We start from the raw sequence: 16,278 nt of genomic DNA, 5'->3' as shown, positions 1-16,278 counted from the left end.
GTCATTTTGTAAACGAGAGGAAATTTCTTCTTCGTTGTTGAGCAGTAAATATCCCATACCACACTCGGTTCCACGACTTGCACGAACGTCACGCTTCCGATGAAAAAAATTGCGGGCACTGGCGTTGTAATCAAAGAAAATATTCTGGTTCGGTTCGAGCCGAGCAAGTCGAATCCAGCTGCGTCAAGCCAGGTCGGATTGAGCTACGTCAACTCAACTCAAGTCGAATCAGATCAAGTCAAGTCACAAGTCGAGCTAAGTCGAATCAAATCGAATCCAGCGAAGCGACATTGAATAAATTGAAATCTCAAACTTACCAATTGAAGATCGAAAATCACGAATTCCGAATCGGAAAAACCCAAGGGCCAACAGAGCCGACTAACATTCTAACATCCACTCAATCGTCTGCCGCATTGTAGTTTACTCTGCAAAACCAAACGAAACTTAGAAAAGGCGATGCGATCTTTTGTAACAAGAGCGGAGTTTAGCAGCAACAAAAGAACACGAGTTTAGAAGCAATGATCGACGTTCGTTGCGAGCGCCGACAACACCAAACTTCCAGCGCTCGCATACAAAAGCGGACAATCCACAGAAATCAGATGCGGCTCCGTACGTAGTTCGAAACAAAACCCGCGACGGAAAAACGCAACGAACATCGGCACGAATGAAGATTCAAAACAAAACCCGCGACGGGAAACGGCACAAAACAGAAGACAAAACGAAGAAACAAAAATGAAAACGCTGTTAAAACAAATACAAATACGAAACAAACCTCATCAAACCCGTTGCGCGGCGCGCATACCTTCGCGCTCTTTTTGTTTTGCGTTGCACCGCGCTCGCCCGTGACAACACCATATCGCTCTTCTCGTATAAGATCCCGTGGTTGCGGCTGGGCGGCCGTTTGGCACAAACGTTCATCTCGCTTCCTCTTACATTTCCTGCGTGAGCGGGCCGCAGGGCGCGAAGCGTCCTCGAAGAGGACGAGCGGGAATCCGCGAGCCCGGAGTCACGCGACTCGGAGCCGCCGGAATATTCTAAAAAATGAATGTAGTTTGGCCGACCAACGGCGGCTCCGAGACACGCCCCGAACCCCCTAAATGCGATCCGACAGATTACGCAGCATGAAATATTATCCGAGCTCGAAAGAGCGAACGAATTCCCGAATAGTATTGATATGATCTATTTCCGGAGAAGGGTTTTCCTTACTAGGTTCGTATAAGTGTTCGTCAAACACGTGATAGTCGAAGATTTTCAAAGAGAAGTCGGGGAACGTGATAATTATGTTTTCTGAATGTATATCGAAAATCAGCTTTTCTTCCGCTGCGAGATGTTTCGTCACTTCGATCACGCGATGAAAATCCAACGCGATTTTTTTGAGTTTCGAACGGCTGATCACTCCGAACTTATGCGTGTCGAAGTTCAACTTCCACTTAGGAAAAAAGGCGTCTTGAAGCGGATTTTGTCGGATCTTCTCGTTCAAACGTATGAATTCCTTGAGGTGTTTTCCCGGCAAAAGATTTTGATTATCGCAAGGAGTAAGAGTCAACAAAGGAATCCCGAACGGAGTCCTACGAACCCTCATACCCATAAAAAATCTCGTCGGCAGAACGAGGTCGGGAATCAAGGACTTTAACTTCCAATAATGAAGGCGTTCCAAACCCAAGCGTGAAAACTTGAATTGCAGATCGTCTTTGGTCGAACGGGACCTGGTTTTGGATTTCAGAAATTCCATAAGATGAATCTCTTCCGGTTTCAGATAACGTTCTAAGTTTTTGGTAACGTGTTTATACAAGGAGCCGAAGATAGGATCGGAAGGAAGTTTAGACTTCCCTATTTTAACCACCTGGTTCCAGGGAAGTGCATACACGAATTTATACGAACCTCGCCCGATGTATTTCTCCGCCGACAATGGCATGAAATTATCCAGATATTCACGCTCATATCGATACGTTATGCGAAACAGATGTGAAACAGGAAACAAACGTTCGTATGTTTTCCGCACAAACCCGGATTCCCGCAGACGATAATCCACGGGAAGATCCTCGATCGGAATCTCAGGCCTCGTCTTTTCCGGATCATAGAATAATTCCTTATCGAGCCCTTTCTCCAAAAGCTCGATGAAGTTCGGAATCTTAGGCGAACTGAGAAAATCGCGGATGACTCCTCCCAATTCGCCCAATCGATTCCTTTTGTTCATAAACCCGCCTTATTGATAGAAAACTTTTGACGGTAACGCGGGAAGTTTTTCCTTCTTCAAAATCGCGTCGTCGAGCCGGGAGGACTGGGAAGGATCCAACCACCAAAGGGACGCCGCTTCCTTTTCCGATCCGTATTTACCGAGAGGATTTTTTGGAGATTGAAAACGATTCCAATACATCACTCTCGTCGCGCTCGTATTCCAAAGCAGAACGTAAGGAACTTCCCGAGTTAAAACCCGATCGATCTTTTTCAGAATTTCGTTACGTTTCGGAACGGAGAACTCAGTCCTTTGTTCTTCCACGAGTTTGTCAACTTCAGCGTTCTTAAATCCGGAAAGATTGGGCTGTCCTTTTTCATCGGCGTATTTGGAATACCACATCGCTTCCGGGTCCTTAAATATTCCGCCTCCCCAAGCTGCCCAAGTCATATCGAAATCGTATTTGTCCACTCTCGAACTCCACTCTGCTAAATCCGTCGATTCCAAATTAATGACGATTCCCGCTTCCTTAGCGCGTTCTTGGATCAGCGTAAGGTATTTTTCGGATTTCTTATCGCGTTCCAAAATGTTAAACCGAAATTCCTTACCATCCTTCTCGAGAATTCCCTTCGAATTCGTTTTCCAACCCGCTTGTGCCAAAAGATCGCGCGCTTTTTTCGTGTCGAAATCGATGGGCGGATTGGGAGAAGAACCCGCCGGCCATAAATCCTGATAGAATGCGTTCGTAAGTTCGTATTCGTTGAACGCCAATTTTTCGACGAGCAGTTTACGATCCACGAGATGGGCGAACGCTTTACGAACACGCACGTCGTTGAACGGCTCCCTTCTCATATTAAACACTAGACCTTGAAAGCCGATCGGTTTGGAATTGTAGATCTTCTGTTTGACGATATAGTTTTCGTCGAACTTATCTCCGACCGCGTCCTTCACCCAAAAGGATGCCGTATACGTCGGGTAAATATCTATATCACCTTTTTTGAATGCTTGAAACGCGATCGGTTCCTCGTTATAAACTTTAAAGAGAATCGTATCGAAGTTGTCCACACCCTTATAAAACGGATAAGCCCGCATCCAATAATCGCCGCGCCGTCTCATCTTTACGTAACGTCCTTTTTTGGCGGACAACATGGAATACGGACCGGAAACGACCGGAAAATCGAAATTCTCCTTATCGAAATTTCTTCCCTGGAAATAATGCGAGGGAAGAACGTAAAGGGAACTGGCGATCGTATTAAAATTGGACCAATGGATTTCTTTCTGAGTGAAGGCGATCTCCCGTTCTCCGATCACGACGGGCGTTTCGAAACGGGAAAGATCGATCCGAAATACCGCCGTGTTGTTGTTCTTATCCATCAGAGTTTCGTATGTGAACAAAACGTCCTTTGCGGTCACGGGTTTTCCGTCGGACCAGGTCGCGTTCGAGTCGATGGTGAACGTGAACGTTTTTTTATCCGGAGAAATTTTCCAGGAAGAAGCGAGATGTGGAATCGGCTCGAGCGTAATCGGATGATAATCCAGAAGAGGTTCGAACATCAGACCGAAAATATGAGCCGTCGTCGAAAACTGATCCAGATAATAATTCAATGATTTTGGGAACTGATGACTGTAAATACGGAATGTCCCTCCTTTTTTGGCATCCGGAGAAACGATCGGATTACGCCCTCTCAACGCGGGAGGAACCGAGTCCGGATTCCCGTCCCAAGGCAGATCCTGAACGACGACCCCGGATTCCGACTCTTCCTTTTCGCCGCAACCGAAGAAGGGAGCGGACAAAAAAAGTAGAAATGCAAAACATGCTAAAATTCGAATATTCTTTTTCAAGAAAGTACCTCTCGTTAATTTTTAATTCTATGAGCTTGAAAGACGTCTGGAATCTGTTTGAGATTGCTAAGAATCTCCTTCAACTGATCCAGATGTTCCACTTCCACTTCGAAACTCGCCACAAGATTCCCTCTTTGGTCCGTGGATGCCTTCGACTCTCTGATATTGGTCTGCGTATTGGAGATGGATTTGACGATCTCCATAAAAATCCCTTGTCGATCCTTGGACTTCACTTCCACCATAACGGGAATCGATTCGTTTTGACCGTAGTCCCATTCCACGGTGATGACGCGCATGGATTCTTCCTCTTCCTGTTGTTTGGCGGTAACACAACCTTTCTTATGGATACTGACCCCCCTTCCCCGCGTGACGAAACCGATGATCTCGTCGCCCGGTAAAGGAGAACAACAACCGGACAAACGGACCGGAATTCCGCGAAGCCCGGCAACGACGACTTTGCCCGCCGCCAAATCGATTTGTTTGTTCGGTTTAGAGGAAGGTTTTTTCTTCAGCTCCTCCAAAACCTCCGCGTTCAAAGTGAATTCGGCCGCGACCTCCGCCTCTTGTGAAAGATCCTTTTTGGTTTCCTCTCTTAACCTACGAAAGTAAGCCCTGAGTTTTTGTCTGGCAGAGGGAGTACGGACGATACGCAGCCAAATCGGGGAAGGTTTTGTACGTTTGTCCGTGATGATTTCGATCTGATCGCCGGAACGGATTTCGGTTCGAAGAGGAAGCATACGACCGTTGATCCGACCTCCTTTCGCTTTTAAACCGACATCGGTATGAATTCGAAAAGCGAAATCAAGGATCGTAGCTCCTTTGGGCAATTGCAGAATTTCGCCTTTCGGAGTAAACACGAACACTTCGTCTTCGTGAAGGTCGTATTTTAATTCCTCGACGAATTCTTTCGGATCCAGAGCGGAATCCTGCCAGGAACTCAAAAGCTCGAGCCACTTGACCTTGACACTTTTCGCTCCGGCGGGAGAAGGTTTTCCTTCCTTGTACATCCAATGCGCCGCGATTCCGTATTCTGCGATATCGTTCATATCCCGGGTACGAATCTGTACTTCCAGGGGTTTACCGTCGGGACCGATGACCGTAGTGTGGAGCGACTGATACATGTTCGTTTTAGGAGTAGCTATGTAATCTTTGAACCGACCCGGAACCGGGTTCCAAAGAGTATGCACGATTCCTAATACTCCATAACAGTCCTTGACCTCGTTGGTGATGATGCGGATCGCCCGAAGGTCGAAGATTTCGTTGAATGTCTTCTCTTTGAGTTTCATTTTTCGGTAGATGGAGTAGAAGTGTTTTGCCCTACCGTCCACGTCCGCTTCTATCTGAATTTCGGCGAGTCTTTGCAGAAGGATGATCTTAAGTGTTTCGATAAAACCTTCGCGTTCCGACTTTTTGGAATTGATGTTCTTTTTGACTTCCTGATACTCTTCCGGATTGAGGATCTGGAACGCCAAATCTTCGAGTTCGGATTTAATTTTATAAATTCCTAATCTACCTGCGATCGGGGCGTACAAAGAAATCGTTTCTTGCGCGATCCTTCTTTGTTTATCGGGGGGTTGAAACGAAAGCGTACGCATGTTGTGCGTTTTATCCGCCAGCTTGATCAGAATTACTCGAATATCTTTGATCGTTGCGACGATGATTTTTCGGATATTTTCGGCCGCCTCGGTCTCTTTGGATTGGCTTTTGATTTTGGATATTTTCGTAACACCTTCGACGAGATCGGTGATATCCTCTCCGAAATCGCGGATCATGTCTTCGCGGGAATATTCTGTGTCCTCTATGACGTCGTGAAGAAGACCGGCGCAGATCACCTTTTCGTCGAGACCCAATTCGAAAAGAATGAATCCGACTTGTAACGGATGAACGATATACGGTTCTCCGGAAAGACGGAACTGACCCTGGTGCGCCGATTCGGAAACGTCATACGCTCTTTGAACTGCGTCATAGGCCGCGTCTCCGAGATTTTCCCGAACTCCTTCGAGAAGCATTTCTTTCGTAGCAGGCGCTTTTACGAATCCCATCAGTGTTCTATGTCCAAACCCAAATCCAAAAAACGGGTCGTATGAGTCAGATATCCCATGCTGACTCCGGCGCCCGAAAATTCGGAAAGCGCGCCCAACTTCTCCGGCGTAATCGATCCCGAAAATTCCACAAGAATTCCGGGAGCGATTCGTTTCAGAATCTCGAACGCCTCTTTCGAATCCGGGAGCGAAAAGTTATCCAGAAGAATCACGTCCGCACCGGAAAACGCGGCGTCTTCCAGCTGAGACAGGGAATCGATTTCGACTTCCACAAGTTTTCCCGGAAAACGGGCTTTGATTTTTCCGACAGGTTCCTTAGCGGAAGAATACAAGGCCAAATGATTGTCTTTGATCATTGCCATTTCGGAAAGATTGAGTCTGTGATTGCTTCCGCCTCCGCAAAAGACCGCGTATTTGGCGAGTTTCCGATATCCGGGAAGGGTTTTCCTCGTATCCAAAATCATCAGACCTTTTTGTCCGTATTGGGAAACGACTTCGCTCGTTCTCGTAGAAATTCCGGAGAGGTATTGGATGAAATTCAAAAGAATTCTTTCGATGCGAAGAATCGCGACGAGACTTCCTTGGATCGAAAGAAGCGTCTCCCCCGTTTGAAACGGATCTCCGTCTTTTTTGAAATATTCCGTTTGGATCGTGTCGCCGGCCAACTCATTCAAAACCTCTACTACACCGACTCCGCAGAGGACGCCGGGCTCCCGGGCGTTCAACCTTGCGCTTGCCGGCAAATCCGGAGGGAATAGGGAAATCGATGTGATGTCTTCGTCGGGACAATCTTCGGCCCAAGCGAGTTTTGCGAGAATTTCGTAGTCCTGATACGATACGGAGGAGATCGGTCGGGTGTAAGCGCGTTTCATTTCTATCCAAAAGAAAGTTTTACAGCGGGAAAGCGGTAATCAAGTGAATTTCTCGTAAGAGCGGAAAAGAGGTCGGAACTCCACGGACAAAAAAAAACCCGGTGGATTAGACCAGGCCTTTTTGTGTCGGTGGAGCACGAACTTACTGAAGATTTTCCGGATTTTCCTCTTCCGGATTTTCTTCCTCCGGTGCGGTTTCGTTTCCGGAAGAATCGGTAGAGTCTTCTTCGGGAGAAGGCTCTTTTACCTCATTCTTCTTTTTGGATTCGGAATCTCCTCCCGATTCGGATTCTTCCGAGTCGGCGGGCTTTTGATTTTGTTCAATTGCTTCTACCGCATCGGAACTTGGCTTTTTCTTAGCCGGAGCCCCGTTTTTTGGAAACTGGGTCGATCCCTTTGCAGGAGGAATCAGCAAAATTTGTTTTGGAAAAATCAGGTTCGGATTTTTGATCTTACCACGATTGGCCTCATAAATCCGTTTCCACAGTTTGGAAGTTCCATAGTGGCGTTTGTCCTTCGCGATTCTCCAGAGGCAATCTGCCGGAACTTTTTTGCGAACCACATAACGTTTCCAACCTTCGGGCAATCCGTCCTCTCCCCATTTTGACGAAGAGTTTTTGCCTTCGGAAGTATTGCTATTGGAATTGGAGTTATTCTTTCCCTCGGTTCCCGTTTTGGAATCGCGGTTTGCATATTTGTCTCCGCCTTTCCGATCCAAACGTTCCGCCAATTCCGTAGCTTGATCGACAACGATTCTGGAAAGACGGATCGCCTCTTCCGAACGAGCAATCGAATCCTCGTATTTTTCGGAAGAATATAAATCCTCCGCGGAAACACGAGACTCTTCCGCAGCTTTCAGATTTTCTTCCGCCCTTTGATACGATACCTGAGAATCCCGAGATGCGTTGATTTTATTTTTATCAAAAGAAGCTAATTTCGTCGTAGCGGCAACAACGCTTTGTTTCGCGAGTTCCTTTTGTTTTTCGGCGAAAGTTTTGATGTTCTTTGCGACCAGCTCGGCCGATTTTTTGCGAATATCATCCACTTCCGCGTAACCGTCGCGGATTTTTCCCTCTTCGATCTTATACTTTGCGCCGTCCAAACGAACTTTCGTTTCGTTTACTTCCGGATCTTTTCCTTCCGCATACCGGTCCGCGTCGTTCAGATTTTTTTCGATATCCGCGAGGGAATCGATGAGTTGTTGTTTTTGGGAAAGTGCTAAGGCTTTGGATTCGTCTGCGGCCTTCTTGGAATCCGCATATTTTTGACGGGAAGATTCGTATTGATCAAAGGCTGCCAATCTCGTCCGAAGTTTTGCGTCGTCACCCGATTCTTTCGGATAGGCCTCAAGGGTGCGATCGGCGGTTTCCCGGAGAGCATCTCCTTCTTTGCGAAGTTGAACCGCGGAATTGTATTGCTCGGAGGCGAGCTGAGAGGCATACGCCTCCTCGGCCGAATCGATCGAGGTTGTAGAATCTTTGCGCGCTTCGTCCACGGTGGATGGAAACGATTTTTCGGAAGCGTCTAACGCCTTCGCCTTTGCGTATTCGGCGGATTTTTTAGCCTCGGCCAAATCCTCGTCGGATGCTTTTTGGTGCGCGTTGAGCAGGCTCTTACGAGCTTCTTCCAATTCGCCGGCTGCATATTTTTCCGCGCCCGCCGACTTGGCCCTCGTAATGGAGTTTTTTGCGTCGCTGAGTTCCTGGATCGGAAGTTCAGACCCGCAGGCAATGAAAAAACCTGCGAGTAAAATTATAAAAAACGAAAGTAGTTTTCTTAGGGTTGATTTCATTGCTGCACCAGTAATTTAGAAAAAAGGAAGATAATCTAAAGTCCGATTTTACTTAAACGCAGAGACTGCGTCCGCTTCGTTATCAAAGATCTCAAAAAAGGAAGTTAATTTTGTGAGTTCGAATACTTTTCTCACCGATCCGGAAACATTGATAATCTTAAGTCCGCCTTGGTATTTTTTCAAGTTGGAAAGGCTGGAAATCAGTGCGCCGATACCGGATGAGTCAATGTAGGAAACTTTTTCCAGATTGATAATAGTATAATATTTCTGTTCCTCGATGAGTTTAGCGATTACATCTTTAATTTCTGGGGCATTGTAGAGATCGATCTCTCCGTTTATGTCCAGAATCACAATGTTCCCGCTTTCTCTTCTGGTTATTTCCATAAATAATCAGCAACTCCTTTCTGTCTCTTTCCGGCCAGCTCTACTAAAGGAAAGGCGATTCTGTAAATAGTCAACCGGAAAATTCAGGCTTTTCATACAAATTTTTCCACTTGGCATACGTTTTCATAAATTCTCCGCTTTGAATCGACTTTCGTATCTCGGAGAGAAAACTTTTCATAAAAAATAGATTGTGAAATGTGGAGAGCGAAAAAGCCGTGATCTCTCCGACGTGATGTAGGTGCCGGATGTATCCGATACTATAACGTTCGCAGACTCTACATCCACAATTCGGGTCCATCGGTTCGTCGGAGTTCTTCCATTTTTCGTTTCTGAGATTTATTTTTCCTTTGGAAGTGAAAACTTGTCCGTTTCTTGCGTTGCGAGTCGGAAGTACACAATCGAACATATCGACTCCATTCCGCACTCCATCCAATATGTCCGGAACAGTTCCTACACCCATGAGATAAAGAGGGCGATTTCGATCCGTGTGAGGACCGATTCCTTCCAAAATTCGGATAAAATCCCTGCGAGGTTCTCCGACAGAGAGTCCTCCGATCGCAATTCCGTCAAACGGGAGTGAGGTGATCGCATTAAGACTTTCCATTCGAGCTTCCAAGTCGATTCCTCCTTGAAAAATTCCGAAGAGATGTTGCGAATTTTTATTTTTTTGCCAGTGGTCCACCGACATTTCCGCCCAACGGTGAGTTCTCTCTAACGATTGACGCAGACGCTCCGGACTCGAATCGAAGGGAGCGCAGTCGTCGAGAACCATCATGATGTCCGATCCGATACTTCTTTGAATGTCAATGACGGAACCCGGAGTAAAATAATGACGGCTTCCGTCTATATGGGACTGGAATTTCACTCCATCTTGCTCGTATTTGAAAAGGGAATTGAGACTGAAGACCTGGTATCCTCCGCTGTCGGTGAGAAGCGCCTTTTTCCAAGTCATGAATTTTTTTAGCCCTCCGAACCGATCCAAAACCGAAGTTCCCGGACGAAGGTAGAGATGATAGGTATTCCCTAATATTAAAGAATACTCAAGTTCTTCGAGGTCTTCCGACCTCAAAGTTTTTACGACGCCTCTGGTTCCCACAGGCATAAAAACAGGGGTCTCTAATTTCGTCCCGTTTAGTTCGAGAATGCCGGTGCGAGCGAGGGTGTTCGGATCTTCGAAAGTCGTCTGAAAGATCATCTACCGGAGGAATGGTCGCTGCAAGTGCCGTAAATATTCAGACTGTGACCGGTGATTTTGAAGCCGTTGTCTTTGGCGGCTTGTTCCTGAAGTTGTTCGATTCGTTCGTCCACGAATTCCACGATTTTACCGCAGACCGTACAAATGATATGATCGTGATGTTTGTGACCGATGATATGCTCGTAATATTTGTAATCCTTTCCGAAATTATGCTCCTGCAATAGTCCGGCGGAAACCATAATCGATAGAATTCTATAAATGGTAGCTTTGGAAATTTGATCCCTCTGGTCTTTGAACTCCTCCAAAAGTCCTTCCGCGGTGAAATGATTGTGAAGGGAAAAAATTCTTTCCGCCACCAGCATTCTTTGATTCGTAATTTTGAGTCCCTCTTTTTGAAGATACTCGGAGAAGGTCTGCATTTCCATACGGATCGCAGGTTCGGTTTTGTTGAGAATGGCTTCTTGTTTTTCTCTATTCATGGGAGATTACTCAAGGGGCGAATCAAGATTATCAAGGATCGATCTTTCCGGCAATAGAAAAATACCAAGCTCTTTCGATCTCCTCCGAGATTCGAATCGCCATGATCCGTAGAAGTCTCGCCTGCGCTTGACTTTCGCTTTCTCGGAATCCAACCTGATCGGAATAGATAATTCGAACCGGAATCTCTTCCCTTTCCAGGAGAATTTTTTGTCCACCGGCTTTCTGCAATTCTAAACGGACGACGATCAACATTTCCCTCGAAATGGATTGTCCTCCTTGGTCCAAAAGATTTCCGACGAGTTGGTAGTGGACGACTTCACCGTAAAGCCGATAAGCGGCGAGGGATTTTTCTCTTGTCTGAAGAAATCTACCGCGGGAATCCACTTCGGAACGGACGAGCTCCGTAAGAAGAGTTTGCACTCCCATTCCGTAGGAATTGTTGCGAAAATTTTGAACGTAAAGACGGCGTTGTTCATCGGGAATCGGAACTCCGTCGATCTTCGGAGGATTTCTCGGTTCGCGGGTAAAATAAGTGCAGGATAATCCCGAAACAATTAGAATCACCAGAGCCACTCGAGCCAAGTACATGCTTGGGAGAATCTTTTAGGTCGTACCTCCGGGCAAGGAGATTTTTTCGCGGGCTTTTCGGCTTTACAAATTTTGATTTCCCATGCGATCTAAGGGAGAATGAGACTTTCTTTTGCCGTTTTACTATTTCCGATCACGATGTGGATCTTTCCCGGAACAGATTTGAGTGCGGAGGACCGACCTGAACTTCGACTTTATCCGGAACTTCAGGGAAGGATACTTTTCCCGATGGAATTTCAAACACCTGTGTCCGGTTCTTTTGCCGAATATCGCGTTCATCACCTGCATATGGGCGCCGACTTTAAGACGTTTCACCTAAACGGCTTTCCGGCCATCGCGCCGTTTGACGGCTTTGTAGAATCTCTATCGGAATCACCGAATGGATACGGACTCAATCTCGTTCTTCGATCTTCATCCGGTTTGAAAGCTAAGTTCGCGCATCTTTTCAGCGTGGAAGGCGTGCGAAAAGAATTGGAAAATTTGCGGCAAGCGCTCCATCTATTGAGCGACGGAACTTTTTCCGTCAAATTTTCAGATCATAAGTTCTCTATCCAACAGGGGCAGGCTATCGCGAGGATCGGAGAATCCGGAACCGGAGTTCCTCACCTTCATTTTGAACTTCATGGGAATGGGGACACATTCAATCCGCTTGCTTATCTAAAGATGACGGACAAGGACGGAACTCCTCCCGAATTGTTGGTTCTTTATATAGATGCTTCGGACGGGAAACGTTTTCGACTCCCTCTACGAAAAAAAAAGGAAGGAGTTTATGAAGTTCAAGAGGAAGAACCTCTCAAAGTCGGTGGGGAGGTACGACTTAAATTAGGGGCCTTTGATCGGATGAACTCAAGGAATAAGAATAATCTTTTCTTTGCGCGACTTCTCTCCGAACAAAACGTTTTGTATGAAAGAAAGTTTGAGAAAATGAGTTATGCCGAAGCAAGGGATCATCAAGCAATTTATGATTCGAATCGTTCATCTTTAAATCCGCCCGTTTACGTTTATAACTTGTTTCCCAATCAAAAACCTAGTTTGGATTTAAGAACTTTTCCGGAAGGAAAAGAAGTGTCTTTAGAAATTATCGGAGGAGACAAGGCGGGGAATATTTCTTCCTTGAAACTGAAGTTACTCAACGCCGGTTTCAAGACCACGCAAGAAAAAGATCTCTCGACCGAATATTATTCCACCGACAAACGAATTCTTATCAAAACTCCCAAAGGGAATACCTTTGGAAAAGGAAATCTTCTCATTGAAAAGGTTGCAACGCTACCGGAGAATTCTCTTCCGGAAGGTTTGATTCTGAAAAGTGAACCGATCGAAATAGAATCGACCGGTGTTCATTGGTCCGGGGAGGCTCGGTTACTTTGGAAAGGGATGCAATTAAAGAAAGGCGAGAATCTATACCTTTTTGAAGTCGGAACCAAACGTTGGACTGTTCTCAAAACGGTTTCCGGTGCCGAAGGTACGACATCCATTTTAAACAAGATCGGCATTCTTGCGGTTTTGGATGATCGCTCTAAACCGAAGATCGAACATCCCTTCTTGATCTCCCGTCATCGATTCACCGAGGAGGTCCGACCACCTTCTGTGATAGAAAGAATGTATTCGATTTCCGATATCGGTTCGGGTTACGCAGGAGGAGCCGAAATTTTACTGGATGGAGAGTCCTTTCCCTATGAATTCGAGTCCGATCGCAAAATGATTTTAGTTAAGATCCCCAAAACTTTTAGAAAATTTAAAAAGAAACTTTTGTTACAGGCAAGAATCAGGGACCGAGCAGGAAACGTATCGGATTGGCTAACTGATTTAATCGTTTTGGAGGAAGAGGAAGAAAAAGGGTGAGGTATTTTTACCACACCCTTTTTATTATGTAAGTCCACCTTTGAGGAGGTCGGAAGACCGCTATCTCCTCAAAAAAATCACTTCTTATTCGGATCCGAATAAACGCCTCCCGCCGGCGCCTTGTAATTGATCTCAAAAATATCGTAATCGGACTTTCTCCAACCGGTTGCGAACGCAACAGAAACGCCGATAAAATATTTAGAATTAAATTTCATAGTGTTCCAGACAAAATTCGCAACTTCTTCGTTGGTAATAGAAAAGGGATGTACCTTTCCACGAACCTCATCCAAATAAAGACCTTCATAAGTTCCTACCATCGTGCCCTGATATTCCAACTGAAGGATTCTCCCGGAAACGGAAAAATTCCGTTTTGAACCGGTTTTTGGGACGATAATTTTGTCGGTAACTTCTTTAGGAATTCCCGGAACTTGTCTTTGAGCGCCAACGACTTCGAAATCGGTCGAAAGTGCAATCGGTTCGATTCGATGAATTCTATATTGAATTAGAACTTCTTGATTGAGATTATTGCTTAAGAAATTCACGATTTCACCGTTTTCTGGACGAACACTGAATTCTACTTTTTCCCGCATCGGAGCAAAACATTCATCTTTCAAAGGATCACATTTTTCTGCGTTGTCGTAGGAAATAAATTCCATAACCCCTTCGTGCGAATCAAAGATAATTCCGCGACTTTCAAATTGGGTCAGTCGGACCACCGCCCATCCTTCCGAATAGGTTCCTAACGCAAAGAGAGAAGAAGAAAACAACAGGGAACCGAAAGAGAAAAGTATTACGAATATTCTCTTAAAATTTTTCAACATTATACACTCCAAATTCTCTTAAAATCTAAGATTCGATCACTCTAAAGGTAGAATCTTCATTTTCAAGAAAATAATTGCCGAATTTGGAAAATTAAGACCCGGAACTTGTAGGAAAGATTTCCGTATCGAACTCGCCGGTCTTATTTTATTCAAATAAAACCGGCAAATTTCAGATTCAGATTACGAAATAGAAACGGAAATACGAATTAAGCTCCCCTTTTATCAAAAGGAAACTCGGAAAATTCGTCTTCCATCTCCGAAGGTAAAGAATTAGCGGCGTGCTCTATTCGCGGATACAGTTCACTTTCTAACATGGTCGCGAACATCTTGCACATCGATACACCGTGATACATCGATATCTTCCGAAGTTCGCTCCAATCTCCTGCAAAGGGTCGAAATGGAAATCTCTTACTTTTCAGATGACGTTCCTGATAACTGATCTTTGAAGGAAGAGAATGGAGCAGAATCCTCGAATGGGATCGATTTTTTTCGAGACAATTATGGAGAACGACTCGAATTGAGCCAATTCGCGAAATCATCTCATCCAACTGTTCGATTAAATCCTCGGGCACATACAAATCGCATGAGGGTCCGAGATGGCGTCGATCCAGCTTTGGTTCGGGAGTGAAAAAATCCCCCAGGGGAAACTGCTTCCCCTGGGAACGATTCGGTTTCAAAAGTCGTAATTGGTTTTTGTTTTTTGCCTTCATACTCGTTTACGGTTCCTTTAAAATTCAATTAAAGCTATTTTTCGTAAAAAAATTCACTTCTCGCGATTTTTTTTACAAAGGAAAATTCAATCGATTTATTCTTGATTCCATAAAACTCGCTTTTGAATTTCGATTCTCGTTACAATTCGTAACGGGAATCGAATCGTTCAACTTTGAGGTCGGAAGTACACGCCTATCCGTGAATCAAGTCATTCGAACTAAAATTGGGATATTATATTTTTCCCGGCCTCCTCCTCTTCCTGTTTATCAAACTGGAATTTAAAAAAATAGAAAATGAGATACGATTCCTATCTTGAAATATTTTCTGGACCAAGACGATCCCAAACTTTTCTCTTTTATAAGAAAACTGATCCTTGTGTTCTTCTTTCTTTTCGTTCAGAAGAGAAAGAAGCATAACAAAAAAACGGCAAATCGACACTCCGTAATAACGTGCGGCTAAACGCAACTCAGCCCAATCCGCAGAATCCGGTCGAAAAGAAAAGCGCATCAAATCCAAACCTTTACTTTGGTATAAAGTCTTTTCATATTTTGAGAGCCGAAAGAGAGAATGAAGCCTATTTCGTTTTTCTTCCAAAAGCACGTGCAACACCTTTTTCAAAGACCCATATTTTGAAATTTTCGACTGCAACAAAGGAGCGAGTTCGACTGGAATCCAGAAATCGGAAGGAGACGAATGAATTCGTCTTTGCTTAAATCGGCTTGTTTTAAAATTGTGATCAACATTAGACTCATAAATTGTTTCCTTCGGAAACCACCTTAAATGCTTCGATACTTTTTGATTTCTTGAATTGCTCATACCGATGTTCGGTTCTCCGAGCGAACGCCATGAGCAAATATTAATAAAAAAAATATTTTTTTTATTTTTCTTTAATTCATCTCGAATAAAACCAATAAAAAATGATAAAATAAATAAACTTTTTAAAATAGAATAACTTATGTTTATAATAATATATTAATAATCCATTTAATTAATTTTATAATAAAATTAGATATATATAATTTAAATCAAAGCGAATCGTATTGATCCTTAGGCTTGAAAAGGAAATTTATTCAAATTTTCCAACAAGGAACAACACGCTATTCATTAGAATATCGAGTATGTGTGAGGAGTTCCGACTCAAACATTTGATTTGTTTTCTTAATCAAATGTTTTATAGATCCTTTCGAGTGGCACACAAATGAAATATAGATTCGAGTCGTAAATAAATCTTGAAAGTAAAGCGATCTTGACTTGCCCTAACAAAGAAATAAACTCCATCTAACATCAAAGATTCAAGATATATCGACTCCTCTCCAGAAGAATCCCCACATACGTGGGGTTGAACCGATCGGAACATTGAAGAAGAGTGAAAAAAAGGACTATTCCCCACATGCGTGAGGTTGAACCGCGAACGAATCCGGAGACACAAGCACAGTGAGACCTATTCCCCACATGCGTGGGTTGCACCTTTCCTTGAAGGATCGTTCGAATGGAAGTTAAGAGCGCCTTTTCCTCCTCGAAGTTCCGGATCCG

At 44.5% G+C, this 16,278-nt stretch carries 13 protein-coding genes; 1 reads left to right on the top strand and 12 read right to left on the bottom strand.

The window, feature by feature from the left end; translation table 11 throughout:
- Nucleotides 1-1,129: 1,129 nt before the first annotated feature.
- From EHQ17_RS10680 to lptE, 9 genes are all read right to left on the bottom strand, one after another.
- Complete coding sequence (locus EHQ17_RS10680) at nt 1,130-2,197, bottom strand: hypothetical protein (protein WP_135590691.1); 1,068 nt, start codon at nt 2,195-2,197, stop codon at nt 1,130-1,132.
- A 9-nt stretch (nt 2,198-2,206) separates the two neighbouring features.
- A complete protein-coding gene (locus tag EHQ17_RS10675; RefSeq protein WP_135590702.1) occupies nt 2,207-4,006 on the bottom strand; it encodes an extracellular solute-binding protein in 1,800 nt (599 codons plus the stop codon).
- A 26-nt stretch (nt 4,007-4,032) separates the two neighbouring features.
- Nucleotides 4,033-6,060 carry a RelA/SpoT family protein gene (locus EHQ17_RS10670; RefSeq protein WP_135590692.1) on the bottom strand — a complete coding sequence of 676 codons (2,028 nt, stop codon included), beginning with the start codon at nt 6,058-6,060 and terminating at the stop codon, nt 4,033-4,035.
- Complete coding sequence (gene nadC, locus EHQ17_RS10665) at nt 6,060-6,932, bottom strand: carboxylating nicotinate-nucleotide diphosphorylase (protein ID WP_135590693.1); 873 nt, start codon at nt 6,930-6,932, stop codon at nt 6,060-6,062. The genes EHQ17_RS10670 and nadC overlap by 1 nt, the downstream gene beginning before the upstream one ends.
- 142 nt (nt 6,933-7,074) lie before the next feature.
- Nucleotides 7,075-8,724, bottom strand: a complete 1,650-nt coding sequence (locus tag EHQ17_RS10660; protein WP_135590694.1) for a lipoprotein LipL71 — start codon at nt 8,722-8,724, stop codon at nt 7,075-7,077.
- A 48-nt stretch (nt 8,725-8,772) separates the two neighbouring features.
- The gene (locus tag EHQ17_RS10655; RefSeq protein ID WP_100746972.1) at nt 8,773-9,108 is read right to left on the bottom strand and encodes an STAS domain-containing protein; all 336 of its coding nucleotides are present in this window, start codon (nt 9,106-9,108) and stop codon (nt 8,773-8,775) included.
- Nucleotides 9,109-9,178: 70 nt separating this feature from the next.
- Complete coding sequence (gene tgt / locus EHQ17_RS10650; RefSeq protein WP_135590695.1) at nt 9,179-10,303, bottom strand: tRNA guanosine(34) transglycosylase Tgt; 1,125 nt, start codon at nt 10,301-10,303, stop codon at nt 9,179-9,181.
- Nucleotides 10,300-10,782, bottom strand: coding sequence for a Fur family transcriptional regulator (locus tag EHQ17_RS10645; RefSeq protein ID WP_135590696.1), 483 nt, complete (start codon nt 10,780-10,782; stop codon nt 10,300-10,302). Before EHQ17_RS10645 ends, tgt begins: the two co-directional genes overlap by 4 nt.
- A 31-nt stretch (nt 10,783-10,813) precedes the next feature.
- The gene (gene lptE / locus EHQ17_RS10640; protein ID WP_135590697.1) at nt 10,814-11,371 is read right to left on the bottom strand and encodes an LPS assembly lipoprotein LptE; all 558 of its coding nucleotides are present in this window, start codon (nt 11,369-11,371) and stop codon (nt 10,814-10,816) included.
- Between the two features lie 138 nt (nt 11,372-11,509).
- Between lptE and EHQ17_RS10635 the strand changes: the two genes are divergently transcribed.
- A complete protein-coding gene (locus EHQ17_RS10635) occupies nt 11,510-13,213 on the top strand; it encodes a M23 family metallopeptidase (RefSeq protein WP_246057531.1) in 1,704 nt (567 codons plus the stop codon).
- Between the two features lie 77 nt (nt 13,214-13,290).
- Here the strand turns inward: EHQ17_RS10635 and lsa26 are convergent, their stop codons facing one another.
- From lsa26 to EHQ17_RS10620, 3 genes are all read right to left on the bottom strand, one after another.
- Nucleotides 13,291-14,034, bottom strand: coding sequence for a surface adhesion protein Lsa26 (gene lsa26, locus EHQ17_RS10630; protein ID WP_135590699.1), 744 nt, complete (start codon nt 14,032-14,034; stop codon nt 13,291-13,293).
- A gap of 206 nt (nt 14,035-14,240) precedes the next feature.
- Entirely contained in the window at nt 14,241-14,744 is a 504-nt protein-coding gene (locus EHQ17_RS20405; protein ID WP_135590700.1) for a DUF1564 family protein, read from the bottom strand.
- Between the two features lie 232 nt (nt 14,745-14,976).
- Nucleotides 14,977-15,561, bottom strand: a complete 585-nt coding sequence (locus tag EHQ17_RS10620; protein ID WP_135590701.1) for a DUF1564 family protein — start codon at nt 15,559-15,561, stop codon at nt 14,977-14,979.
- Nucleotides 15,562-16,278 lie beyond the last annotated feature (717 nt).

Source organism: Leptospira gomenensis (assembly GCF_004770155.1).
GTDB classification, from domain to species: Bacteria; Spirochaetota; Leptospiria; order Leptospirales; family Leptospiraceae; genus Leptospira; species Leptospira gomenensis.
The sequence above is the reverse complement of the archived record's forward strand: the minus strand, read 5'-3'. Positions and strand labels throughout refer to the sequence as shown.

Bases quoted from the DNA above. Each gene is read 5' to 3' on its own strand.
- EHQ17_RS10680 (WP_135590691.1), bottom strand. From the start codon at position 2,197: ATGAACAAAAGGAATCGATTGGGCGAATTGGGAGGAGTCATCCGCGAT.
- EHQ17_RS10670 (WP_135590692.1), bottom strand. From the start codon at position 6,060: ATGGGATTCGTAAAAGCGCCTGCTACGAAAGAAATGCTTCTCGAAGGA.
- nadC (WP_135590693.1), bottom strand. From the start codon at position 6,932: ATGAAACGCGCTTACACCCGACCGATCTCCTCCGTATCGTATCAGGAC.
- EHQ17_RS10660 (WP_135590694.1), bottom strand. From the start codon at position 8,724: ATGAAATCAACCCTAAGAAAACTACTTTCGTTTTTTATAATTTTACTC.
- EHQ17_RS10655 (WP_100746972.1), bottom strand. From the start codon at position 9,108: ATGGAAATAACCAGAAGAGAAAGCGGGAACATTGTGATTCTGGACATA.
- tgt (WP_135590695.1), bottom strand. From the start codon at position 10,303: ATGATCTTTCAGACGACTTTCGAAGATCCGAACACCCTCGCTCGCACC.
- EHQ17_RS10645 (WP_135590696.1), bottom strand. From the start codon at position 10,782: ATGAATAGAGAAAAACAAGAAGCCATTCTCAACAAAACCGAACCTGCG.
- lptE (WP_135590697.1), bottom strand. From the start codon at position 11,371: ATGTACTTGGCTCGAGTGGCTCTGGTGATTCTAATTGTTTCGGGATTA.
- EHQ17_RS10635 (WP_246057531.1), top strand. From the start codon at position 11,510: ATGTGGATCTTTCCCGGAACAGATTTGAGTGCGGAGGACCGACCTGAA.
- lsa26 (WP_135590699.1), bottom strand. From the start codon at position 14,034: ATGTTGAAAAATTTTAAGAGAATATTCGTAATACTTTTCTCTTTCGGT.
- EHQ17_RS20405 (WP_135590700.1), bottom strand. From the start codon at position 14,744: ATGAAGGCAAAAAACAAAAACCAATTACGACTTTTGAAACCGAATCGT.
- EHQ17_RS10620 (WP_135590701.1), bottom strand. From the start codon at position 15,561: ATGAGCAATTCAAGAAATCAAAAAGTATCGAAGCATTTAAGGTGGTTT.